Annotated in this window: 17 protein-coding genes; 12 read left to right on the forward strand and 5 right to left on the reverse strand. The window is 53.0% G+C overall.

The features are described 5' to 3' along the window. Positions 1-73: 73 nt before the first annotated feature. Entirely contained in the window at positions 74-2,107 is a 2,034-nt protein-coding gene (metG, locus tag M2371_RS01955; protein ID WP_034496917.1) for a methionine--tRNA ligase, read from the reverse strand. Between the two features lie 163 nt (positions 2,108-2,270). Between metG and apbC the strand changes: the two genes are divergently transcribed. From apbC to M2371_RS01975, 4 genes are all read left to right on the forward strand, one after another. Beyond that, a complete protein-coding gene (apbC, locus tag M2371_RS01960; RefSeq protein WP_034496916.1) occupies positions 2,271-3,383 on the forward strand; it encodes an iron-sulfur cluster carrier protein ApbC in 1,113 nt (370 codons plus the stop codon). 216 nt (positions 3,384-3,599) lie between these two features. Continuing rightward, positions 3,600-5,288 carry a sensor histidine kinase gene (locus M2371_RS01965; RefSeq protein ID WP_259267252.1) on the forward strand — a complete coding sequence of 563 codons (1,689 nt, stop codon included), beginning with the start codon at positions 3,600-3,602 and terminating at the stop codon, positions 5,286-5,288. Continuing rightward, positions 5,282-6,010 carry a two-component system response regulator BtsR gene (gene btsR, locus M2371_RS01970; protein WP_172893642.1) on the forward strand — a complete coding sequence of 243 codons (729 nt, stop codon included), beginning with the start codon at positions 5,282-5,284 and terminating at the stop codon, positions 6,008-6,010. Before M2371_RS01965 ends, btsR begins: the two co-directional genes overlap by 7 nt. Before the next feature lie 88 nt (positions 6,011-6,098). Continuing rightward, on the forward strand, positions 6,099-6,569 hold the full coding sequence (locus tag M2371_RS01975) for a DUF1456 family protein (RefSeq protein ID WP_034496898.1): 471 nt from the start codon (positions 6,099-6,101) through the stop codon (positions 6,567-6,569). Between the two features lie 68 nt (positions 6,570-6,637). Here the strand turns inward: M2371_RS01975 and M2371_RS01980 are convergent, their stop codons facing one another. After that, positions 6,638-7,606, reverse strand: a complete 969-nt coding sequence (locus M2371_RS01980) for an XdhC family protein (RefSeq protein WP_259266740.1) — start codon at positions 7,604-7,606, stop codon at positions 6,638-6,640. Further along, a complete protein-coding gene (locus M2371_RS01985) occupies positions 7,593-8,183 on the reverse strand; it encodes an NTP transferase domain-containing protein (RefSeq protein ID WP_259266741.1) in 591 nt (196 codons plus the stop codon). The genes M2371_RS01980 and M2371_RS01985 overlap by 14 nt, the downstream gene beginning before the upstream one ends. A 208-nt stretch (positions 8,184-8,391) precedes the next feature. Between M2371_RS01985 and M2371_RS01990 the strand changes: the two genes are divergently transcribed. The 4 genes from M2371_RS01990 to M2371_RS02005 all read left to right on the forward strand — a co-directional run bounded on the left by M2371_RS01990 (position 8,392) and on the right by M2371_RS02005 (position 15,440). Then, positions 8,392-11,181: a xanthine dehydrogenase family protein molybdopterin-binding subunit gene (locus tag M2371_RS01990; protein WP_259266742.1), complete on the forward strand. Its 2,790-nt coding sequence runs from the start codon at positions 8,392-8,394 to the stop codon at positions 11,179-11,181. Further along, positions 11,178-11,732 (forward strand): (2Fe-2S)-binding protein, encoded by a 555-nt coding sequence (locus tag M2371_RS01995; protein ID WP_172893645.1) that lies wholly within the window; start codon positions 11,178-11,180, stop codon positions 11,730-11,732. The genes M2371_RS01990 and M2371_RS01995 overlap by 4 nt, the downstream gene beginning before the upstream one ends. Beyond that, positions 11,729-12,973, forward strand: coding sequence for a cytochrome c (locus M2371_RS02000; protein WP_034496887.1), 1,245 nt, complete (start codon positions 11,729-11,731; stop codon positions 12,971-12,973). Before M2371_RS01995 ends, M2371_RS02000 begins: the two co-directional genes overlap by 4 nt. A gap of 667 nt (positions 12,974-13,640) precedes the next feature. Then, the gene (locus tag M2371_RS02005) at positions 13,641-15,440 is read left to right on the forward strand and encodes a carbon starvation protein A (RefSeq protein WP_259266743.1); all 1,800 of its coding nucleotides are present in this window, start codon (positions 13,641-13,643) and stop codon (positions 15,438-15,440) included. A 54-nt stretch (positions 15,441-15,494) separates the two neighbouring features. On the opposite strand, the gene M2371_RS02010 is transcribed toward M2371_RS02005, so the two are convergent. Together M2371_RS02010 and M2371_RS02015 are read right to left on the reverse strand one after the other, a co-directional pair. Next, positions 15,495-15,986: a hypothetical protein gene (locus M2371_RS02010; RefSeq protein ID WP_172893647.1), complete on the reverse strand. Its 492-nt coding sequence runs from the start codon at positions 15,984-15,986 to the stop codon at positions 15,495-15,497. A 239-nt stretch (positions 15,987-16,225) separates the two neighbouring features. Beyond that, positions 16,226-18,643 (reverse strand): DUF3772 domain-containing protein, encoded by a 2,418-nt coding sequence (locus M2371_RS02015; protein WP_259267253.1) that lies wholly within the window; start codon positions 18,641-18,643, stop codon positions 16,226-16,228. 378 nt (positions 18,644-19,021) lie between these two features. Here M2371_RS02015 and fimA point away from each other — a divergent pair, with 378 nt between their 5' ends. The 4 genes from fimA to M2371_RS02035 all read left to right on the forward strand — a co-directional run bounded on the left by fimA (position 19,022) and on the right by M2371_RS02035 (position 23,528). Then, on the forward strand, positions 19,022-19,573 hold the full coding sequence (gene fimA / locus M2371_RS02020) for a type 1 fimbrial major subunit FimA (RefSeq protein WP_034496905.1): 552 nt from the start codon (positions 19,022-19,024) through the stop codon (positions 19,571-19,573). Positions 19,574-19,643: 70 nt separating this feature from the next. Continuing rightward, on the forward strand, positions 19,644-20,189 hold the full coding sequence (fimI, locus tag M2371_RS02025; protein WP_172893648.1) for a type 1 fimbrial protein subunit FimI: 546 nt from the start codon (positions 19,644-19,646) through the stop codon (positions 20,187-20,189). Positions 20,190-20,230: 41 nt separating this feature from the next. Then, on the forward strand, positions 20,231-20,926 hold the full coding sequence (fimC, locus tag M2371_RS02030) for a type 1 fimbria chaperone FimC (protein ID WP_259266744.1): 696 nt from the start codon (positions 20,231-20,233) through the stop codon (positions 20,924-20,926). Positions 20,927-20,936: 10 nt separating this feature from the next. Next, the gene (locus tag M2371_RS02035) at positions 20,937-23,528 is read left to right on the forward strand and encodes a fimbrial biogenesis usher protein (protein WP_259267254.1); all 2,592 of its coding nucleotides are present in this window, start codon (positions 20,937-20,939) and stop codon (positions 23,526-23,528) included. Positions 23,529-23,547 lie beyond the last annotated feature (19 nt).

Below are 23,547 nucleotides of genomic sequence, written 5' to 3' on the forward strand. Positions count from 1 at the left end.
TACAACTTATCTCCCCACAACAAGCAAAAAAATACCCCGGCATGCCGGGGTATTTTGTTTGTAGCGTTCGGTATTACTTAACCGCCATACCGGCTTGCGCACCGCTGTCAGGGCTTAACAGGAAGATATCTTTCCCGCCAGGACCTGCCGCCATCACCATCCCTTCTGAGATGCCGAAGCGCATTTTACGCGGTGCCAGGTTTGCCACCATAATGGTCAAACGGCCTTCAAGTGCTGCCGGGTCCGGGTAAGCAGAACGAATGCCGGAGAACACGTTGCGTTTCTCACCGCCAAGATCCAGCGTCAGGCGCAGCAGCTTGTCAGAACCTTCAACAAATTCCGCTTTCTCAATCAGCGCCACGCGCAGATCCACTTTCGCAAAATCATCAAAGGCAATGGTTTCGCCGATTGGGTCATCGGCCAGTGGGCCAGTCACCGGAGCGGCTGCGGCTTTCACTTCTTCTTTCGATGCTTCAACCAGCGATTCAACCTGTTTCATTTCAATGCGGTTATACAGCGCTTTGAAGTTATTCACTTTGTGATTCAACAGCGGGGTATTGATGCTATCCCAGGTTAATTCACAGTTCAGGAAGGCTTCAGTGCGCTCCGCAAGCGTAGGCAGAACCGGTTTCAGCCAGGTCATCAGCACGCGGAACAGGTTGATACCCATGGTGCAGATGGCTTGCAGGTCAGCATCGCGGCCTTCCTGTTTTGCCACAACCCACGGAGCTTGTTCATCTACGTAACGGTTCGCCACGTCTGCCAGCGCCATGATTTCACGCACTGCTTTACCGAATTCGCGGCTTTCCCACGCTTCGCCAATAGTTTGCGCAGCGTCGGTAAAGGTTTTGTACAACGCCGGGTCAGCGATTTCAGCAGACAGCTGGCCGTCAAAACGCTTGGCAATAAAGCCTGCGTTACGGGATGCCAGGTTGACAACTTTGTTGACAATATCGCTGTTCACGCGCTGCACGAAATCTTCCAGATTCAGGTCGATATCGTCGATACGTGAAGAGAGTTTCGCGGTGTAGTAATAACGCAGGCTGTCGGCGTCGAAATGGTTCAACCAGGTGCTGGCTTTAATAAACGTGCCGCGAGATTTGGACATCTTCGCGCCGTTCACCGTCACATAGCCGTGAACGAACAGGTTGGTTGGCTTGCGGAAACCGCTGCCTTCCAACATCGCAGGCCAGAACAGGCTGTGGAAATACACGATGTCTTTACCGATGAAGTGGTACAGCTCGGTCGTAGAATCTTGCTTCCAGTATTCGTCAAAGCTTTCGGTATCGCCGCGTTTGTCGCACAGGTTTTTGAAGGAGCCCATATAACCGATTGGCGCGTCCAGCCAGACGTAGAAATATTTGCCCGGCGCATCAGGAATCTCGAAGCCGAAGTACGGCGCATCGCGGGAAATATCCCACTGTTGCAGGCCAGACTCGAACCACTCCTGCATTTTGTTCGCCACTTGCTCTTGCAGCGCGCCAGAACGAGTCCATGCTTGCAGCATTTCGCTAAATGATGGCAAATCAAAGAAGAAGTGCTCGGAATCACGCATTACTGGCGTTGCGCCGGAAACCACGGATTGCGGGTTAATCAGCTCGGTTGGGCTATATGTTGCGCCACACACTTCGCAGTTATCACCGTATTGGTCCGGGGCTTTACATTTCGGACAGGTGCCTTTTACGAAACGGTCAGGCAGGAACATGCCTTTTTCCGGGTCGAAAAGTTGAGAAATGGTACGGTTTTTAATGAAACCGTTCTCTTTCAGACGGCCATAAATCAGCGACGCCAGCTCGCGGTTTTCGTCGCTGTGCGTGGAATGATAGTTATCATAGCTGATGTTAAAGCCAGCAAAATCAGTCTGATGCTCCTGACTCATTTCGGCAATCATCTGTTCTGGGGTAATCCCTAATTGCTGTGCTTTCAGCATGATAGGAGTACCGTGTGCATCGTCTGCGCAGATGAAGTTGACCATGTTTCCGCGCATTCGTTGGTAACGGACCCAGACGTCAGCCTGGATGTGCTCCAGCATGTGACCAAGGTGGATTGAGCCGTTAGCGTACGGAAGTGCGCACGTTACCAATAATTTTTTCGCGGTATGAGCCATAGTAGAAATTGCATCTTCTAAAGAGAAAAGGGCCTTAGATGTTAACTGAGAGCCGCCTTGCGGTAAACCACACAAGGTGAACAAGGAAATTTTATCGTGCCTGGTGGCTTCTGGTATGCTTAACAAACTGCAATGTCCGACAATAAAAACATAAGGAGCCGGGATGAATTCGCAATCCCCGTCAAGTCGTTCCCCCGAGCAGCTACGCGCTATGGTCGCCGGGACACTGGCCAATTTTCAGCACCCAACCCTCAAACATAATCTGACCGCGCTTAAAGCGCTGCATCACGTGGCTATGCTGGATGACACGTTGCACGTCGAACTGCTTATGCCGTTTGTCTGGCGCAGTGCGTTTGAAGAACTGCAAGAACAGTGCAGCTCAGATTTATTGCGTATTACCGGCGCGAAAGCGGTGGACTGGAAACTGAGCCACAACATCGCCACGCTAAAACGTGTGAAAAATCACCCCGGCATTAGCGGCGTGAAAAACATTATTGCGGTGAGTTCAGGCAAAGGCGGTGTGGGGAAATCCAGCACGGCGGTAAACCTGGCGCTGGCGCTGATTGCCGAAGGTGCAAAGGTCGGGATTCTGGATGCGGATATTTACGGCCCGTCGATCCCAACCATGCTGGGCGCGGAACACGAGCGCCCAACGTCGCCTGATGGCACGCACATGACGCCAATCGTGGCGCATGGCCTGGCAACAAACTCCATTGGTTATCTGGTGACGGATGAAAACGCGATGGTGTGGCGCGGCCCGATGGCCAGCAAAGCACTGATGCAAATGCTGCAAGAAACCATGTGGCCAGATCTCGATTATCTGGTGTTGGATATGCCGCCGGGAACGGGTGATATCCAGCTCACGCTGGCACAAAATATCCCTGTAACCGGGGCTGTTGTGGTGACCACGCCGCAGGATATTGCGCTGATTGACGCCCGCAAAGGCATTGTGATGTTTGAGAAAGTCGATGTGCCAGTATTGGGTATCGTTGAAAACATGAGCATGCACATTTGCAGCAATTGCGGGCACCACGAGCCGATTTTCGGCACCGGCGGCGCGCAAAAACTGGCGGATCAGTACCACACCAAACTGCTGGGTCAGATGCCGCTGCACATTACGCTGCGTGAAGATCTCGATGCCGGTAAACCGACGGTGATTAGCCGCCCTGAAAGCGAGTTTACGGCGATATATCGCCAGTTGGCTGGGAGCGTTGCAGCCCAGCTATATTGGGGTGGGGAAGTGATCCCTGCGGATATCGCGTTCAGAGCGGTGTAATTTAAAACCACCCTCATCCCTGCCTTCTCCCTAAGGGAGAAGGAGAACACCGAGCCCCCTCTCCAGGGGGCTGTCTCTTAGTCACAACTCAACCTGACAAAATTGCCGGGGCGAAGGCTATTTATTCCCAAAATCAAAAATTATTGAAACCCTTCAAAGAAAGTTAAGCGTGAACGTTGTATGTTACGCGCCCTCAAAGACTCAACGGCGGCCGCAATGTACGAATTTAACCTGGTATTACTGCTACTTCAGCAGATGTGCGTCTACCTGGTTATCGCCTGGTTGATGAGTAAAACGCGGCTGTTTATCCCGCTGATGCAGGTCACAGTACGTTTACCACACAAATTACTTTGCTACGTCACGTTTTCCATCTTCTGCATTATGGGCACCTATTTTGGCCTGCATATCGACGACTCCATCGCTAACACGCGGGCGATTGGTGCGGTGATGGGCGGGTTGCTCGGCGGCCCGTTAGTGGGCGGACTGGTGGGCTTAACCGGAGGCTTGCACCGTTATTCGATGGGTGGAATGACGGCATTAAGCTGCATGTTTTCAACCATCGTCGAAGGATTGCTGGGCGGGTTGCTACACCGTTTTCTGATTCGCCGTGGGCGTAGCGATTTGCTGTTTAACCCGCTGACCGCAGGCGGAATTACACTGCTGGCCGAATTCTTCCAGATGGGCATCATTCTGCTGATTGCCCGCCCGTTTGCCGATGCGCTCAATCTGGTGAAAAGCATTGCCGCACCGATGATGGTCACTAACACCGTCGGTGCCGCGCTATTCATGCGTATCCTGCTGGATAAACGCGCGATGCTTGAGAAATACACCTCGGCATTTTCGGCTACCGCGCTAAAAGTGGCGGCCTCGACCGAAGGGATTTTGCGCCAGGGCTTTAACCAGGAAAACAGCATGAAAGTAGCGCAGGTGCTGCATCAGGAGCTGGATATCGGCGCAGTCGCCATCACCGATAATGAAAAGCTGCTGGCCTTTACCGGCATTGGCGCTGACCACCATTTACCGGGTCGCCCCATCTCGTCTGATTACACCTGGCAGGCGATTGAACGCGGTGAAGTAGTGTATGCCGATGGCAACGAAATACCGTACCGCTGCTCGCTGCATCCCAACTGCAAATTAGGCTCGACGCTGGTGATCCCGTTGTATGGCGAAAATAGCCGCGTGATTGGCACCATCAAACTGTATGAAGCGAAAAACCGCCTGTTCAGCTCCATTAACCGCACGCTGGGCGAAGGGATTGCGCAACTGTTATCGGCACAGATTCTTGCCGGGCAGTACGAACGGCAAAAACAGATGCTCACGCAGTCCGAAATTAAGCTGCTGCATGCGCAGGTAAACCCACATTTCTTATTTAACGCGCTGAACACGCTGGTGGCAGTGATTCGCCGCGACAACGAACAAGCCTGCCAGCTGGTGCAATATCTCTCGACGTTTTTCCGTAAAAACCTAAAGCGCCCAAGCGAGATTGTGACCCTGGCCGACGAAATTGAGCATGTAAATGCGTATCTGCAAATCGAGCAGGCACGGTTTCAATCGCGTTTGCGCGTGCAGCTGAATGTCCCGCAGGCGTTGGCGCAGGTGCGTTTACCGGCGTTCTCATTACAGCCGATAGTCGAAAACGCCATAAAGCATGGCACTTCGCAACTGCTTGGCGTCGGTGAAATCACCATAAATGCCTGCCAGACTGGCGAGCATTTGCACTTGTCCGTAGAAGACAACGCCGGTCTATACCACGACAACCCCACGGCGACCGGGCTGGGGATGAGTCTGGTAGACAAGCGCTTGCGCGCCCGCTATGGCGATGACTGCGGCATAAAAGTGGACTTCGAATCAGACCGATTTACCCGTATTACCCTACGTTTACCTCTGGAGGAAACCCCATGTTAAAAGTGCTGATTGTCGATGACGAGCCGCTGGCGCGTGAGAATCTGCGAGTCATGCTGCAAAACGAGACCGATCTGGAGATTGTAGGGGAGTGCGGCAATGCGGTGGAAGCGATTGGCGCCGTGCATCGTTTGCGCCCGGACGTGGTGTTTCTTGATATCCAGATGCCGCGCATCAGCGGCCTGGAAATGGCGAGCATGCTGGATCCTGAACAGCGGCCCTGGATCGTGTTTCTCACCGCCTTTGACGAGTACGCGGTGCAGGCATTTGAAGAACACGCCTTCGACTATTTGCTTAAGCCAATTGACAGCAAACGCCTGGAGAAAACGCTGCATCGTCTGCGCCATGAGCGAGGGGATCAGGACATCACGCTACTCGCACCCAATCAGGAAGATCTCAAATTCATTCCATGTACCGGGCAGAGCCGCATTTATTTGCTGCAAATGGAAGAGGTGATGTTCGCCAGCAGCCGAATGAGCGGGGTTTACGTCACCAACGCGCAGGGGAGCGAAGGTTTTACCGAACTCACGCTGCGAACGCTCGAAAGCCGCACGCCGCTGGTACGCTGCCATCGGCAATACCTGGTCAACATGGCGCATCTTAAAGAGATCCGCTTCGAAGACGGCGGCCAGGCAGAATTAATGCTGCGTGACGGGAACTCTGTCCCGGTGAGCCGCCGCTATTTAAAAAGCCTGAAAGAGGCACTGGGGTTGAAAGCGGTCTAGTTTAAAACGAGTTAGTTTTATGTAGGGTATATGCGGTCATGCCGATATACTCCCCGCTTTCAAGATTTGGAACGAGAGAACCACCACTATGATGAATAACGACGTATTACGCAGCGTGCGCTACATGCTGAATTTGGGCAATGACGACATGGTGAAAATTTTCGCCCTGACCGACACGGCCGTTACTGCAGAGCAAATTGTTACCTGGACCAAAAAAGAAGACGAAGAGAACTTCAAACTTTGCCCGGATATTCTGATGGCAAACTTCCTTAACGGTTTGATTTACTTCAAGCGCGGCAAAGACGAAAGCAAGCCTGCACCAAAAATTGAACGCAAGATGACTAATAACATCATCCTGAAAAAACTGCGTATTGCGTTTGATTTGAAAACTGACGATGTGCTGGAAATTTTAACCAGCCAGGAATTCCGCATCTCTATGCCAGAAATCACCGCGATGATGCGTGCCCCTGAAAACAAGAATTTCCGTGAATGTGGCGACCAGTTCCTGCGCTACTTCCTGCGTGGTTTAACTTCTCGCGTACACGTCGCGAAGAAGTAATATTTATCGCGCTTATCTACTCAACGAATGCATTTCGTAGGTCGGATAAGCGCCAGCGTCATCCGACATTATCCCCGCGCTTCGTTTTTCCGCTTCACAATATCCGCCATCACCGCCAGCGCAATTTCTGCGGGCGTTTTGCTACCCAGCGGCAAGCCAATCGGCGCGTGAATGCGTTGTAACTCCTCCGGGCTTAACTCTGCCAGATTGTGTAATCGCTCCAGACGGCGGGCGCTGTTCTTCTGTGAACCCATCGCGCCAATGTAAAACGCAGGCGTATTCACCGCTTCCATCATCGTTAAATCATCCATACGCGGGTCATGGGTGAGAGCGACAATCGCCGTGTTGGCGTGGCAGGAATTTTGCTCGAGGTAGTTCGCCGGGAATTGTTTAATTAACGTGATTTCGGATTTCAGAAGGGCGGCAAAGTTTTCCAGCGCGTCCGGGCGATTCTCGCAAACTAACACTTCAAATCCGAGTGAACTGGCAAAATCTGCGCAGTACAGCGCAACGCTCGACAGCCCGGCAATCAGCAAACGTGGGGCGGCGGCAATATGCAACATTACGTGTTGCCCGTTGCGCTCGACCTGGGTGATATCGGCAAAGCCAGTCACTTCCAGATGGCAGCAAGGTTCAGGGAGCGTCAGGCATTTTTGCAGGGCGAAATGGCCGCTTAACGCATCGCCCATTTTCTCAAGGTAGGCAATATTCCCTGCGGTGGCCGGTAAATACTCGACCAGAATATCCAGCACCCCGCCGCAAGGCAGCGCAATACCCGGTTCCAGCCCGCCTTCGCCGTAGCGCACAATCTGGCTGGCTTGCTGATATTCACCTTGCGCAATGCGTTGTAAAAAATCCTCTTCCACACAGCCACCGGAAAGCGAGCCGCAGAAGCGACCATCGTTAGTTGACGCCATCAGCGCACCTGGCGAGCGCGGCGATGAACCGTAAGTATTGAGTACCGTACACAGCCAGACAGGCTGTCCGGCAAGCCAGTCACGCGCCTGGCGAATCACATTCATATCAAGATGCTGCATGTTTATTCTCCTGGTCCAGGTGCGATGGAAGGTCGATATCGCATTGCGAATCGCCATCTTCAATCTCGATAAAATGCACCGCTTCTGCACGCAGCAACTCGCGCGCGCCGTTATCACCTGTCAGGCGACTCAGTTTGTCGTACCAGCGATGAGCGAAACCCACCGGGTGGCCGGGTTGCGCATTCACGCGAGGGCGTACCAGTTCGTGAAGCGCCAGCGCATCCGCAACCTGGACAAACATGGTGGGGGGAACAAAGGGCATATCGGCCAGATGAATCAGCCAGCCATTCCAGTGGGGGTTAGCGCTAACCCCTGCGGCAATAGATTCTCCCAGACCTGCGCTTTCGATAAGCGTGAAAGGGATTTGTTGTGCACGACACAGTTCCTGAATATGAATATTTTCCGGACGCGTCACGACGTGAACCGCAAGATGCGTTGCGCAGGCATGGCGTAGCGTTTGCGCAAACACACTGCAATTGTTAAGCCGCGCATCGAGTTTATTGCCATTTCCACCCGCTTCTCTGAACCGTTTAGCGAACCCGGCTGCGGCGATGATAATGCCCACATTCCTGCTCAAGACTGATTCCTCGGCACTTTTTGACACACTCGTCACGTAAATTTGTTGCGCAATAGTTTGCGCAACTATGTTTTTTTTATGAAAATGAGATGTTAATTCTTACATGCTTTAACGCAAATGCATATACTTATAATAACTACGGAAATGAATGTCTGGCCTTCACAAACAGTTCAAAAAAAAGACAATTATAATTTTAACGGGACGTTTTATGAGCAATTTTAATCCATCGCGGCGCCGCTTTATTAAAAGTGCCGTAGTCGCAGGAGTCGCAGTTTATCTTGCCCCTCTCTACAGCCGCGCTTACGCCGCGCTGTTTGAAGAAAAGATCCTCAATTCCCCCGAGTGGGATGCCAAAAATAAACGCATTCGTTTCCGTATTGATGGCCAATCGAAAGTCATGGGGCACAAAGTTTTTGCCCGTGATATTCGCGCTGTGGATATGCCGCACTGGCCGCAGAAACAGGCGCACGCCTTAATTTTGCGCACCACAAAAGCCAACCGTCTGTTTAGCGGCATCGACCTGTCTTTATTGGGCGATGACCTGAAACCTGACCGCCTCGTCACCGCTGATGATCTGGCGCGCGACGGTCTGGCATTCCCGGCGTTTTACGGCGAAGACATGCTGCTGCCGACGGGCAAAACGCCAGCGTATTTAGGCCAGGCCGTGGCGATTTTGATTTACCACGATTTTGCCCGTTTCCGCTTTGCCAAAGACAAACTGAAATTCAAAGACGAAGTGATCCAGTACGGTGCCGAAACCGGCCCGCTCGAACGTGACCCATGGGGCACATTCCGCTTTGTGCGCGTCGGCGGTGCCACCTCACAGGACGACGATCATTTCTCCAGCCTAAAAGACATGCCAATTTTCCCGGTGTCGATGAAAAAGCATTTGCCGGTTTGGCCTGAAGGGCGTGAAGGCGGCAAGCTGGATCAGGAAGGCATGTATTACGCAGGCATGATTGCCGATGAACTTAAGAACCCGCCGGATGACTGGCTGGTGATGCAGCGCCGCTACACAACGCAATCCATCGACACCGCCGCCCTTGAGCCGGATAACGCCAACGGCTGGTTCGACGAAGCGACGCAAACGCTGCACATGGTAGTGCCGACGCAATCCCCGCAAGAAGTGGCCGATGAAATGCCGCGCATGCTGGCAAAAGGCATTACGCCGGTAAAACAGCTGATTCTGCACCCGTGTTACACCGTGGGTTATGGTTCTAAAGATCACTACAACTTCCCGTATTACGGGGCGGTAGCGGCAATGTATGGCGACGGGCATCCGGTGCGCCTGGCCAACGATCGTTACGAACAGTTCCAGAGCGCGTTAAAACGCCACGCATTTGATATGAACTACACCATCGCGGTGAATAAAAAGACCGGCATTCTGCAATCGTTTTTGGGCGATATGACCGCCAACGGCGGCGGGCGCAGCAACTTTACGCCGTCGGTATCGATGGTGGGCGCGACGGCCGCGCAGTCTATTTATTACTTCCCGAAGAGTGATTTGTCGGCGGTGGGCGTGGCCTCACGCGCCATCGACGCCGGTTCCGCTCGTGGCTACGGCACGCTGCAAAGTATGGCTGCCACCGAAATGATGGTCGATGAAATCGCCGCGCAACTGAATATTGACCCGATTGAATTTCGCATGCGCAACGCGCTGAAATCCGGCATGAAAAACACCCAGGGTGCCATTCCTGCCGGGGCGATTCGCGTGGATGAAGTGTTGGCGAAAGCCGCGAAAAATGAAATCTGGCTCAAACGTGCGGAACGCAAAGCTGAATTTGAAATGAAAAACCCAGGTAAGCGCTACGGCGTGGGCTTTGGGTGCGTGCAAAAAGACTTTGGCACCGGAGCGGAAACCTCGTTTGCCCGTGTTGAAGTGAGTGCTGACGGGCGCATTTCCTTGCACCACAGCGGCGCGGAAATGGGCACGGGTATGTCGACTTCGCAATCCGTGCTGTGCGCGCAGTGGCTGGGCAAACCTGCCGACGAAGCCAATTTCTCTGTGACGGACTGGTCAACGCTGCCGATTGTCACCAGTGGCGACCCTTACATTATGTCCCAGGAAGAGCAGGATAAACTGGCGGCGAACCCGGCGTGGTCGCCATCTTACTGTTCGCCATCGAGCGCCAGTAACTCAGCCTATTACTTCTCGCACAGCACGCGGGAAGCGGCACGTTTAGTGTTTGAGCACGGCTTGTGGCCTGCGGCGATGGCAATCTGGTCAACCGGTATTGGTGGCGGCCAGGCGGCTCCATTAGTGGTGCGCATTGAAGACGCCCGCTGGGTGGAAGGCGGTTTAACTGCCGCCGGAATGGAAATTTTAAGCCTCGATCTACTGGCGAAAAAAGCGCATGAGATGGGGCTGATGACCGGTGCCGCGGTGCATGTCTTTAACCGCTGGCAGTGGGCAGAAGCGGATTTCAAAATTGGCGAGCAGAGCAGACGCCTGCCTATCGACGGCCTGTCTGTGCGCAACGGCAATGGCGAATTCACCACGCTTGCCCGTGAGCATGTCTACTACCCGCCAACGCAGCGTAACAACGCGGCGGTGACATACTACAGCGCCGTCGGCACGCTGGCGGAAGTTGCGGTCAGTCTCGCAACAGGCGAAGTCGAGCTGCTCAATCACCATTCAATTATGGAATGCGGAAACTTGATCGTGCCGGAGCTGGTTTCCGGTCAGTTGCAGGGCGGCCTGGCGATGGGTATCGGCCACGCGCTCCACGAATATTTACCTCTCTATGAAGACGGACCCGGTAACGGAACATGGAACTTCAACCGTTATCACCTGCCGCGTGCCAGTGATGTTGCGGTCTGGAAACAGACTGGCGATATCCTCCCCGCGCTTTCGGAAACTGACCCGCCAAAAGGTATGGCTGAAGTCGTGATGATCCCGGTTGTTGCCGCGATTGTGAATGCGATTGCCGATGCCACCGGCCACCGTTTCCGTGATTTGCCCGTCCGTGCTGAAAATATTCGTGAGGTATTACCATGAGCATCAAAACTAAACCAATGACCCTGACCATCAACAACAAACCGTACGGCCCGATTGACGTGCCGGAAGGGTTGATGATGATCGATTTCCTCCACGAATACGTTTATCTAACCGGTTCACGCCTCGGCTGTGGCCAGGGTATTTGCCACGCCTGCGTGGCGATTGTCGATAACCCAAGCGGCACGAGCGAAGAAGTGCGCACCTGTATCACTGGCGCACATTTCTTTAACGGCAAAAAAGTCCGTACCGTAGAAGGCCACGCCAAAGTTGATGAGCAGGGCGAAGTCGTCGAACTCTCGCCGATTCAACAATCCTTCCTCGATCATTACAGCTTTCAGTGCGGCTACTGCACGCCGGGCTTTGTGAACGCTGCAACGATTTTTGTTGAGAAGCTGAAACGTGAACCGATTGCTCGTGAAGACCTGGAAGGGGCGATTTCTACTGCGCTGGAAAACCACATCTGCCGCTGTACCGGTTATGTGCGTTACTACGAAGCGGTACGCGATGTGGTGCTGAAAACGCCGGGGCTGCTGAAGGAGGCGGTGAAATGAAAAAACGTCTCGCGCTCATTGTGCTGGCAATAGTCGTCATTATTGTGGCGATTTTGTACTGGCGGGAATACCGCACGTATGACGGCCCGGTGCAGAAAGTCACTGCCAGTAAAGAGCAAATCGAACGTGGGAGTTATCTGGCGAAAGCGGCTGACTGTGCGGCTTGCCACACGGCATCTGGCGGCGCACCGCTGGCGGGTGGCTATCCGCTGGAATCCCCATACGGCACGATTTATGGCAGCAACCTGACGCCATCTGCTGACTACGGGATTGGCCGCTGGACGAAAGATGATTTCTACAAAGCGTTGACCGAGGGCGTTGGCCCAACCGGGCGTCATCTGTTCCCGGCAATGCCTTATACCTCGTACAAAAACATTTCGCGCCAGGATTCTGACGACATTTATGCATATCTGATGACGCGTCCGGCGGTGGACGTTAAGACGCCGGATAACGAAATGACCTTCCCGTTCAACCAGCGTATCGCGCTGATTGGCTGGAATATTTTGTTCCATGACAAAGATCCACTTCCTGCGATTTCCACCGGTGATTCAGCCGACTGGCATCGCGGCCGTTATCTGGCCGATGTGCTGGGGCACTGTGGCGAATGCCATACCGAGCGCGGTTTACTCGGCCAGATGAAACTCGATAAAGCCATGCAGGGCGGGGAGTTAGGGCGCTTTATGGCACCGGATATTACGCCAAAAGCCTTAGCACAGCGTGGCTGGACGCCGCAGGATGTGAAGCAATTCCTCACTACCGGCATTGCGCCACAGGGCAGCGCGTTTAGCGAAATGCACATGGTGGTTGACCTGAGCACGCAGCATCTGACGCCTGAAGATCAAAAAGCGATGGCAACGTATTTGATGGGCGAAGCGCCGCCAGCCGCGGTGTCTGCAGCACTCGGTAACGGTAACGAAGCTGGGCGAATGACATATCTCGATCAGTGTGCCGGTTGCCACGCTCGTGAAGGCGAGGGCAAACCGCACGTTGCCGTTTCAATGCTTAATAACGCAACCCTGCGCCAGCCTGATGCGAAAAACCTGATTGTCTCGGTGATGGACGGTCTGCCTGCGCAGAACTTCCCGAACGGGGAAAGCATGCAAAGTATGCCGGGCTTTGGTGAGCGCCTGAACGATGAGCAAATCGCTGAACTGGTGAATTACCTGCGTGTGACGTGGGGTGGTTTACCGGGGGATGTGACGGCGGAGCAGGTCAAGGCGCTGAGGCCAGCGCAGAAGTAAACTGGGTGATTATGCCTGAAGGGTGAATGTTCCGTTCACCCGAAAGTTCACTGATCCCACATAGGTTAGTGAACGGTGAACGTGCCAGGTGGAAAACGACATCCCCCTGGCGACCCAGTCGCCCGGTGATCGCTCTCTTTCGCTGCTCCCGGCAGCTCAACCCTGACTTATGGGGAACACTGGGGCAATTTATACCGGGACTAAGGTCAAAACCCAAACCAGCCAGGCTTTTGACTTTAGCTTTTGACTTTAGCTTTTGACGTTGCCCTTGTTCCCGGCTTCAATCGCGCCGGTTTTTACCCTTCAGTCGTGGTCACGTGGTCGGGAACCACGTGAGAGAGCGATCGCCGGGAGCGAATCGCGAACGACCGCGAATGTTGGGTAAAAAACGGTGTTTACCGCGAAGCGGCGATTGACTTGCCGGGCGCCAGGATTGCCAAGGAGAGGGCGTTCTCTCCTTGGCACGTTCACCGTTCGCTGATCCATGTAGGAACGGTAAACTTTCGGGTGAACGGAAAATCACTGTACCAGACATAGAAAACCACTCACTCCCCCTTTCTAACCGCTCACGCGCCAATACAACCGCTCACTAAAACTCCCGCTTATTGCACTCCCAACCCATGCCAGCATAGCGCTGAACTTTTTATCTATGGCTCTGGAGTGGGTTATGCAACACGCATTAACGTTTGTTATCGCGACCCTGTGTATTCTGGCTATCTGCTATCGCCTTTACGGGGTGTTTTTCGTCCGTAAAGTTCTGAATGCTGATGACTCTGAAATCACACCGTCACATATTCTTGAGGACGGCAAAGACTACGTCCCGACTAAAAAATGGGTTAACTTCGGCAGTCATTTTGCTGCGATTGCCGCCGCTGGCCCGTTAGTTGGACCGGTTCTGGCTGCACAATATGGCTATCTGCCAAGTTTCTTATGGTTGCTGATTGGTTGTGTGGTAGGCGGGGCGGTGCATGACACCGTGGTGCTTTTCGCCTCCATGAAACACCGCGGTAAGTCGCTCTCAGAAGTGGCAAAAGCGGAGCTTGGCCCGGTCGCAGGGTGGTGTACCGGTCTGGCAATGTTATTCATCATCACTATCACCATGGCAGGTTTGTCGATGGTGGTGGTTCACGCGCTGGAACGTAACCCGTGGGGGACGTTTGCGGTGTTCATGACGATACCGGTGGCGATTTGTGTTGGCCTGTGGGAGCGCTATACCGGCAGTATGCGCGGTGCGACCTGGGTTGGGATTATCGTTATCTTCGCCTGCGTTATTATCGGGCCGTACATTCAGGAATCGTCTTTCGGCGAATGGCTGAGTCTGCGCGCTTCAACGGTGAGCCTGGTGCTGCCATTCTACGCATTCTTTGCTACCGCGCTGCCGGTTTGGATGCTGCTGACGCCGCGTGGTTATCTCTCAAGCTTTATGAAAATCGGCGTGTTTGGCGCACTGGTCGTTGGCGTGGTGTTCATTAACCCGGAAATTCAATTCCCGGCAGTGACGCAGTTTATCCACGGTAATGGCCCGGTTCTGGCCGGTCCGGTTTGGCCGTTTATCTCGATTACCATCGCTTGTGGCGCGATTTCTGGCTTCCACGCGTTTATCGGCTCAGGCACCACACCAAAACAAATCGACAAATGGAACGACATTTTGCCGGTTGCTTTTGGCGCCATGTTGGCGGAATGCGTGGTTGGCGTGATGGCGCTGATTGCGGCGACCGCACTCCATCCTGCGGATTACTTTGCGATTAACTCCGCGCCTGAGGTGTTTGCAGGTTTAGGCATGAACGTGGTGAATTTGCCGCAGTTGAGCGAATCTATCGGCCTGGATTTATACGGTCGTACCGGCGGGGCGGTGACGCTTGCAGTCGGCATGGCTGATATTTTCACCCGCATTCCGTGGTTCAGCCATCTGGCTTCTTACTTCTTCCAGTTCGTGGTGATGTTTGAGGCGGTCTTTATTCTGACGGCGGTGGACTCCGGTACGCGAGTTGCGCGTTATCTGCTGCAAGATTTCCTCGGTGACATTTGGGCGCCACTCAAACGTACTAACTGGATGCCGGGTGCGATTGGTTGCAGTATCGTGGCCTGCGTGTTGTGGGGTTACTTGCTGAACTCGGGTGATATCAACTCGGTGTGGGCATTGTTTGGCGTATCCAACCAGTTAATGGCTTCTATCGGCCTGATGATTGGCGCGACCATTATCCTGCGCATGTCGGAAAAACGCTGGTACGTGCTGACTTGCCTGGTGCCGTTGTCATATCTGTATGTGACGGTGAACTACGCGGCATACTGGATGGTGAAAAACGTCTACTTCAACAGTGCGGCGAAAGGTTTCAACATTTTCAACGGTACGATTTCCATTGTCATGGTCGCACTGGGCCTGGTGATTATGGTGGCGTCGATTCAACGTTGGTTCGTGCTATGGAGTGCTCGCGGGAATTCAGAGCCGATTGAATTGTTGTCTTGATAAGAGTTGATTTGAACAGTGCTAAAAGCCGGTCCTCCGTGACCGGTTTTTTAATTACTGAAAAATAACTGAATTAGCGTGATCGGCGCGGTATTGAATCTTCACGCGTTGGCCGTTCAGGGTGTATTCGGTGTAAGGGTAAACTTCTTTCCAGCCCGCAGCTTTCAGTTTTGCTTCAACCTGGCTGGTGGTTAAGTCCATCAGATCTTTTTTCTCGAGCTTTTTCGCACTTGCGGTGCTGGTGCTGCTGACCTGTTGCAGTGCGCCATGTTTACGCGATGCAGACCATTCGCCGGTCATTTCATCACCGCTGCGGGTGAAACTTAGGGTATAGCCCGCGCCTTTCCACTCGGCAAAATCAGGGTTGTTAATGGTTTGGGTCGCTTTTTTGCCATTGATGGTCACGGCTTTATTGTTGACCACAACTTTGACGGAATCACCTGCCGCTTTCCAGCTGCCGTTGGCTAAATCGAGTGCCATCGCCGCAGGAGATAACACCAAACCGCCCACCAGGGCTGCGACTACCACGTTAAATTTGCTCATCATTAACTCTCTTATGTATTAGATCTTCTTAATTATTACCCATTGGGAAAGTTTAAGAAGATGAATGTTCTTGCGTGGCGAGATAATGCTGCGGAGTACGTTGGCCGTTGTTGATATAAATCAAATTGGTGAATGTGTTTTCGGTAAGTATTCTTAAAAATAATGATTGGCGATTGAGAGGCGGTTGGCACTTACATTTGAAACGCCACTGGCACTCGTTCGGCCAATGGCGTTGCTGATTTTTACTCGACTACAGGCTTACTTATCGGTTGCTCAAGCACCATGGTTTGCGTCTGGCTCAGGCTAACGCCCGCCGCACGTAGCATTTTGAGGATCTCATACAGCAAATCACTGCGCGTGGAACTCACCATACGCGGGCTATTCACATAACCCGTCACACTCAGCACGATGCCGGTTGGCCCCAGTTCTTTGAAGCTGACAGACGGTTTCGGATTTTCCAGAATGGATTCATGCAGGTTATAGGCCTCAAGCAACAAATTACGCACTTGCTCCGGGTCGATATCCAGCGGGAAGGTGAGGGCGATGGTAGCCACACCCTGGGCATTTCCCATGGTGGCGTTACGCACGTTCTGCGAAATAAGCTGCGAGTTCGGTACAATTACCGTGGATTTGTCGCCTAACTGAATCTCGGTGGCGCGGACGTTGATGCGGCGAATATCGCCCTCTACGCCGCTGATACTGACTAAATCGCCCACTTTCACCGGGCGCTCGGTTAACAGAATCAGGCCGGAAATAAAGTTCTTCACGATTTCCTGTAAACCAAAACCGATACCTACCGATAAGGCGCTCACAATCCACGCCAGTTTGTTCCACTCAATGCCGAGCATTGAGAGCGTGAGCATGATAATCAGCACGTAACCGACGTTGGTAAACAGCGTCACCAGCGATGCGCGCAGGCCGCGATCCATATTGGTTTTTGGCAGGAAGTCGTTATCCAGCCAGCGGCGTGTGGAGCGCAGCACGTACCAGCCAATCACCAGACACAGCACCGCATTTAACGCATGTGCCGGGATAATATTCATCCCTTCGAGGCCTTTTCCGCCCCACATATCGGCGATTTTTGTGAGCAACTCCATCGGCGTCGTGGTGCCAAAGGTGCCATTCAGTAGCGCCACGGCGGCCATCACTAACAGTGACGTTTTCCCTAATGCGGAAAACAGCGTTGCCGCGAGTGACAGGTGGCGGTCATTGAGGCTCAGCGTACTTTTGAGGATTTTCCCGCTCTGGGTAGAAGGCGAGAATACCGCTTCACACAGGTCAACCACGAAATGAATCAGCAGATACAGGCTGGAAACCACCAGACCAATCCACAGCAATTCAAAGGTGACGAAGCGCGCCAGCGGGATGTAACCAATCAGCAGAGCCAGCAGGATAACGAACGCGGTGAGGCTGATGACGAGGTGAATTAAGCCTGCCACCGTTGAGCGGGCTTCGGTTTGCTCGCCGTCGGCGCGCATTTTACGGCGTATGCGGTTGACGCGAATCGGTGCGACCAGGCAATTGAGCGCCACCAGTAATGCGGAAAGGCCATTACCAAATAGCGTGGCGGCAATGCTCGCGCCGACCAGAGCATTCAACTGTTCAATAATACCGAAGATAAAGATAAAAGTGGCGAGCAAAATCGGGAACGAAGAGAGTGTTTTCGCCAGCGGATCGGCAATGCCCGGCAGACGCCAGGAAGGGTGGCTGTTTGATAACAGCGCAATCCCCAGGCCGGCAATCACCGCTGAAAAATAAGTTAGCTCAACTAACTGCTCGGCGAACTCGTTGATCCACGCGGAAGTATCAGGCAAGCGAGTGAAGATATAACACAGCAGTTGCATGCTGATACCCAGCGTCAGCATGGTGCTTAACGTGGTGAAACACGCAAGGAAACTGCGACGAAAACGCCCTTGCGGCAGCCAGCGGGGCAAAACCCAGTTCATGGGGCTATCCAGGCCTCTGCGGCCAAACAGCCCGATTCCCAGCGCTAACAGCAAATAGATGCTGGTGCTCAGGCGCCATTCTTCGCTCCAGGCTTGATCCCATGCCTCGCCAACTTGTGTGCCAAAATCGCCAAACCGAACGGCGTCTTTATCGCTGGGTTCAATGACTGGCGACCAGAATTTCTCGCCGAGAATACTGCCGGTATTTAGCGCGATTTGGGTTTTCAGCGCGTCACGGCGCAGGCCGGAAATTTGTGACGATAGGTTTTGCGCCCCAACGGAAATCGCTTTGGTTTGCTCAATTTGGGTGGTGAGCAAAGTTTTGCTGCTGTTGAGCTGCTTGCGTTGGCTGACCACCTGCGGCGTTTCTGCAAGCGTACCCGGTGCGGGTGGCGGCCCCAGAACATCAAGCTGCGCCTGGATTTGAGTTAATTGCGGAGCCAACGCTACGGCGAGTTTATCGGCCTCGCTTGCCAGCTTTTGTGAATCGTCGTTAAGGCTGGTGAACTGCTTGTCCGTTTTTGCGGTTGAGACTCGCTGTTTTAGCGCATCAAGGCGCTTTTGCAATGCAGGCAGCGCGGTGCTGGCATTGATCTTAGCCGGCTCTTCAGTGGCAGTTTGTCCTGTGGAATCATCCGCATGAGAGAGGAAAGGAGTCAATATCAGGCAGGACAGGAATGCCAACAGTAACGGCATTTTGAACATTTTTTGCATCATCAGGATCGATCCAGTGAATCAATAAATTAACGGCTTAAAAACAATTTGCTAAGAATATCTTGTATTGGTGTAAATGGGTAGTTCCGGGAGGCTAATTCAGCCAATTCCCTCCGCTATTTCTTAGGGCTTTATAAGACATACCTTAGAGATAATAAAGGCTTGGTACATATTATTGAATGTGTATTTAACTTAAATTATGCAGCGTCGAAGAGATGGTGTTTTAAATTTCGATTTAAATATCACTGATGACGATAAATAAACATCTCCACAAGGACTGCGGAGAGGGAATAGGCTATCTATGGCCCGAGTTATTTAACCGGAATAATGAAGGATGCATTATTCGAACAGGGTATTTTAATAATTAAAGGAATCTCCATGAAATTCAGCAAAATTGCATCCTCATTGGTTGCCGGGATTGCATTAGTCAGCGGTGCGGCTCAGGCCGATGCGGTGAGTGTTAATGGCGGCACAGTCCACTTTAAAGGTGAGCTGGTGAACGCGGCATGTGCGGTAAGTACTCAGTCTTCCGATCAAACAGTGAAGTTGGGTCAATATCGTACTGCGGCATTTACTAAAGTGGGCGATACCTCCGCTCAGATCCCATTCACTATCGTTCTGAACGACTGTGACACCACTGTTTCAACTCTGGCGTCCGTGGCATTCTCCGGCCAGGCAGACGGAACTGACCCTACACTGCTTGCCATCAACTCCGGTGATAACAGCACCACGGCAGGCGGCGTAGGTATTCAGATTCTGGACAGCAAATCAAAAGTGCTGACCCCGGATGGCTCTACCTTCTCAACCGCGCAGACCCTGATTGATGGCACAAACACCCTGCCATTCACCGCGCGTTACAAAGCAACCGCCGCTACTGCAACAGCAGGCCAGGCCAATGCTGACGCGACTTTCGTGATGAAATACGAATAATAAGTCTGAACAAGGATGACGAAAGCCTCAGGGATGGGGCTGATGCAATGCAACTCTTTGGAAGGCGACAATGATAAGGATAATCCTGTTGTTCCTGCTATTCGCAAACAGCGTGTCGGTGCAGGCAAACCGCGTTGTGGTGGTAGACGGCGGGAAGGTAAAAATGCAGGGCTCACTGGTGAACGGCGGCTGCTCTGTGGCATCGGAAAGCCAGGAATTTACCGTGCAAATGGGACAATACAAAAGCTCCTTCTTTAAAGAGGTGGGTAACTACGCGCCTGTCAGTATTCCCTTTGCGATACATCTGACCGATTGCGATACCGAAACCTCTGATTTAGTGGGAATCTCCTTTCAGGGCGTAACGCCTGAGCAAGACCCGCAGGTATTTCTGGCCTCGACCCGTATCGGTGAGATTGATTCCAGCTCGGGAATTGGTCTGGCGTTATTTGATAGTGAACAAAAGCTCATTATTCCTAATGCCGCACCAGGATATTTTGTGTCAATTAAAGAGCAAGAAACGACGCTGCATTTTACCGCTCGCTATCGTTCGGTGACACAACAAATGACGCCTGGAAATATCCATTCCGATGTCTGGTTTACGCTCATTTATCCCTGAATCATAGAATTTAATAATAGTCATAATGATGGTGCCGTGTGATGAATAATTTATTTAAACAGGGCTCGGCCGCAATGCTGTGTCTGTTAATTTTTTGCTTTAACGTACAAGCCGCGGGTGGTATTGCGCTGGGCGCGACACGCGTTATTTATCCTGCTGATGCTAAACAAACTTCGCTCTCGATTAATAATAGCGACAACAAAGAGCGCTACCTTGTAAATTCGTGGGTCGAAAATAACCTCGGCGTTAAAGATAAGACGTTTATTGTGACGCCTCCTCTTTTTGTCAGTGAACCCTCAAGCGAAAACACGCTGCGTATCATTTACGCAGGGCCGCCATTGCCTGCTGACCGTGAATCCGTTTTCTGGATGAATGTGAAAGCCATTCCGTCAGTCGATAAAAGTAATCTCGAAGGCAGCAACGTGCTGCAACTGGCGATCCTGTCACGCATCAAGCTGTTTGTGCGCCCTAAAAACCTGCAAATGCAGCCAGAAGAGGCGGTAAAACAGCTGCGCTTTAGCCGCAGCGGCGAGCACCTGCGTGTTCACAATCCCTCTCCTTATTACATCAGCACGGTCAATCTGAAAGTCGGCAACGAGAAACTGGCCAATACCATGGTCGCGCCAAAAAGCGTGGCGCAGGTGATTATTCCCGCAGGCATAAAAGGCGCTATCTCGTTCCAGACGGTGAATGACTACGGTGCGGTCACGCCTGTGCAAGCAGGCGTAATGCTGTAATGCAGGTAATCTGCACAAAAAGGATACCTGGCAGATGAACAATAAGTCACTCGCCCCGCTGGCGGGGATGATAATGGCAGCGCTCTGTCCCGGAACGAGTTCAGGTGAAAGCTTCTTTAACCCTGGGTTTTTATCGGCAGAAGACGCCGCCGTTGCGGATTTGTCGCGTTTTGAAAAAGGCAGCGACCAGGCTCCGGGTGAATATCGCGTGGATATCTGGCGTAACGATGAATTTATCGCCACCCAGGATATTCGTTTCATTGCCAGCGACGCCAAAAGCGGAAAAGTAAAATCAGGCGGTCTGGTGCCGTGCCTGGACACTGACTGGCTCAAGCGCCTCGGTTTAAACATGCTCGCCTATCCAGCGCTTGCCAGGTTGAAAGCCGGTGAGTGTGTGCCGATGGCCGAGCTGATTCCGGGTTCCGAAACGCACTTTGATTTTGCCAAATTACGCCTGGATATCAGCTTGCCGCAGGCATCGCTGCTCAATAGCGCCAGGGGCTATATTCCCGCCCAGGAGTGGGATGAAGGTATCCCCGCAGCTCTGTTGAACTACAGCTTTACCGGCAACCACGGCAGTTCCGACGATAACTACTATTTAAGCCTGCAAAGTGGCCTGAACTATGGCCCGTGGCGGCTACGTAACAGCGGAGCCTGGAGCTACACCCGCGGCGATGACTATCGTTCCAGCCACTGGAATAACATCAGCACCTACGCGCAACGGACGATAATTCCGCTCAAAAGCGAACTGGTGATGGGCGACAGCAACACTGGCAGCGACGTGTTCGACAGCCTCGGCTTTCGCGGCGCACGGCTCTATTCGGCGGATAGCATGTACCCCGATAGTCTGCAAGGTTACGCGCCAACGGTGCGCGGCATCGCGCGGACTAACGCCAAAATCACCATCCGCCAGAACGGCTTTGTCATTTACCAAAGCTACGTCTCGCCGGGCGCATTCGCTATCAGTGACCTGAACCCAACCTCTTCGAGTGGCGATCTCGACGTTACCCTGGAAGAAAAAGACGGAACCCAGCAAAAATACACTGTGCCTTACTCCACCGTTCCGCTGTTGCAGCGTGAAGGACGATTGAAATTTGATGTGGTCGCCGGGGATTTCCGCAGCGGTAGTGACCAACAAAACACGCCATTCTTTACCCAGGCTACGCTCGTCGCCGGGCTATCTGATGGCTATACCGTTTACGGCGGCACGCAGCTTGCCGGGGATTACACCGCAATGGCGCTGGGGGCAGGCAAAAACCTCGGCGAATGGGGCGCCATTTCGATGGATGTTACCCATGCGCGCAGCCGACTTGCGGATGACAGCGAGCATCAGGGCCAGTCATTGCGCTTCCTGTACGCCAAATCACTCAGCGATTACGGCACCAACTTCCAGTTATTGGGCTACCGCTATTCGACGCGTGGGTTCTATACGCTCGACGAAGTGGCCTACAAAAATATTGAAGGCTATGAATACGCCACGGATGACGCCGGTGGGAATAAAACGGAACCTGTTGTGCAGAGCTACCACAATTTGCGCTACAGCAAACGTGGGCGTTTTCAAATTAACGTTTCTCAGTCTCTGGGCGATTACGGGTCGCTGTATGTTTCAGGCAGTCAGCAAACTTACTGGGAAACCAATCAAAACAACACCTGGTATCAGACCGGATATGCCAGCGGCTGGCGCGGGATTAGCTATTCACTTTCGATGTCATGGAGCAAATCAGTCGGGATTTCCGGGAACGATCGCATCATGGCCTTCAACCTTTCTGTGCCGTTCAGCACCTTGCTGGGGCATGGATATTCGCGGACCAGCACACTCGACCGCGCTTATGCCACTTTTGCTGCCAGCAATAATTCTGATGGCGATGCCACGGTACAAACCGGCATCGGTGGCACGCTACTGGAAGGACGAAACCTGAACTACAGCGTGACTCAGGGCCATAGCGATACCAACGGATACAGCGGTAGTGCGAATGCTAACTGGCAGGCGACGTACGGCACGCTGGGGCTGGGTTACAACTACGACCGGGATCAGCACGACTTTAACTGGCAGGCATCGGGCGGTGTGGTCGGTCACGCCGATGGCGTCACCTTTAGCCAGCCGCTAGGCGATACCAATGTGCTTATCAAAGCGCCGGGAGCCAGCGGGGTTGGCGTTGAAAATCAGACCGGGGTGAAAACTGACTGGCGAGGTTACGCGGTGATGCCGTATGCCACGGTTTATCGCTACAACCGCATCGCGCTGGATACCAACACCATGGACAACCACACCGATATTGAAAATAACGTCAGCAATGTGGTGCCGACTGAAGGCGCAGTGGTTCGTGCTGAATTTAATGCGCGCATTGGTGTGCGGGCGATCATCACCGTGACGCGAGGCGGAAAAGCCGTGCCGTTCGGCTCCGTGGTGCGTGAAGAAACCAGCGGTGTCACCAGCATGGTCGGGGATGAAGGGCAAATTTATCTCAGCGGGTTGCCGCTTCAGGGAAAACTTCTTGTTCAGTGGGGCGATGGCAAAGGTTCACAGTGTTTCGCACCGTATATATTACCGCCGGAAAGCCTGTCTCAGGCGGTTGTCGTGGCGAATGCTACCTGCTCATAGAATGGTTGAGCGATTCAGG

Source organism: Buttiauxella sp. BIGb0471 (assembly GCF_024807715.1).
Lineage (GTDB): Bacteria > Pseudomonadota > Gammaproteobacteria > Enterobacterales > Enterobacteriaceae > Buttiauxella > Buttiauxella agrestis.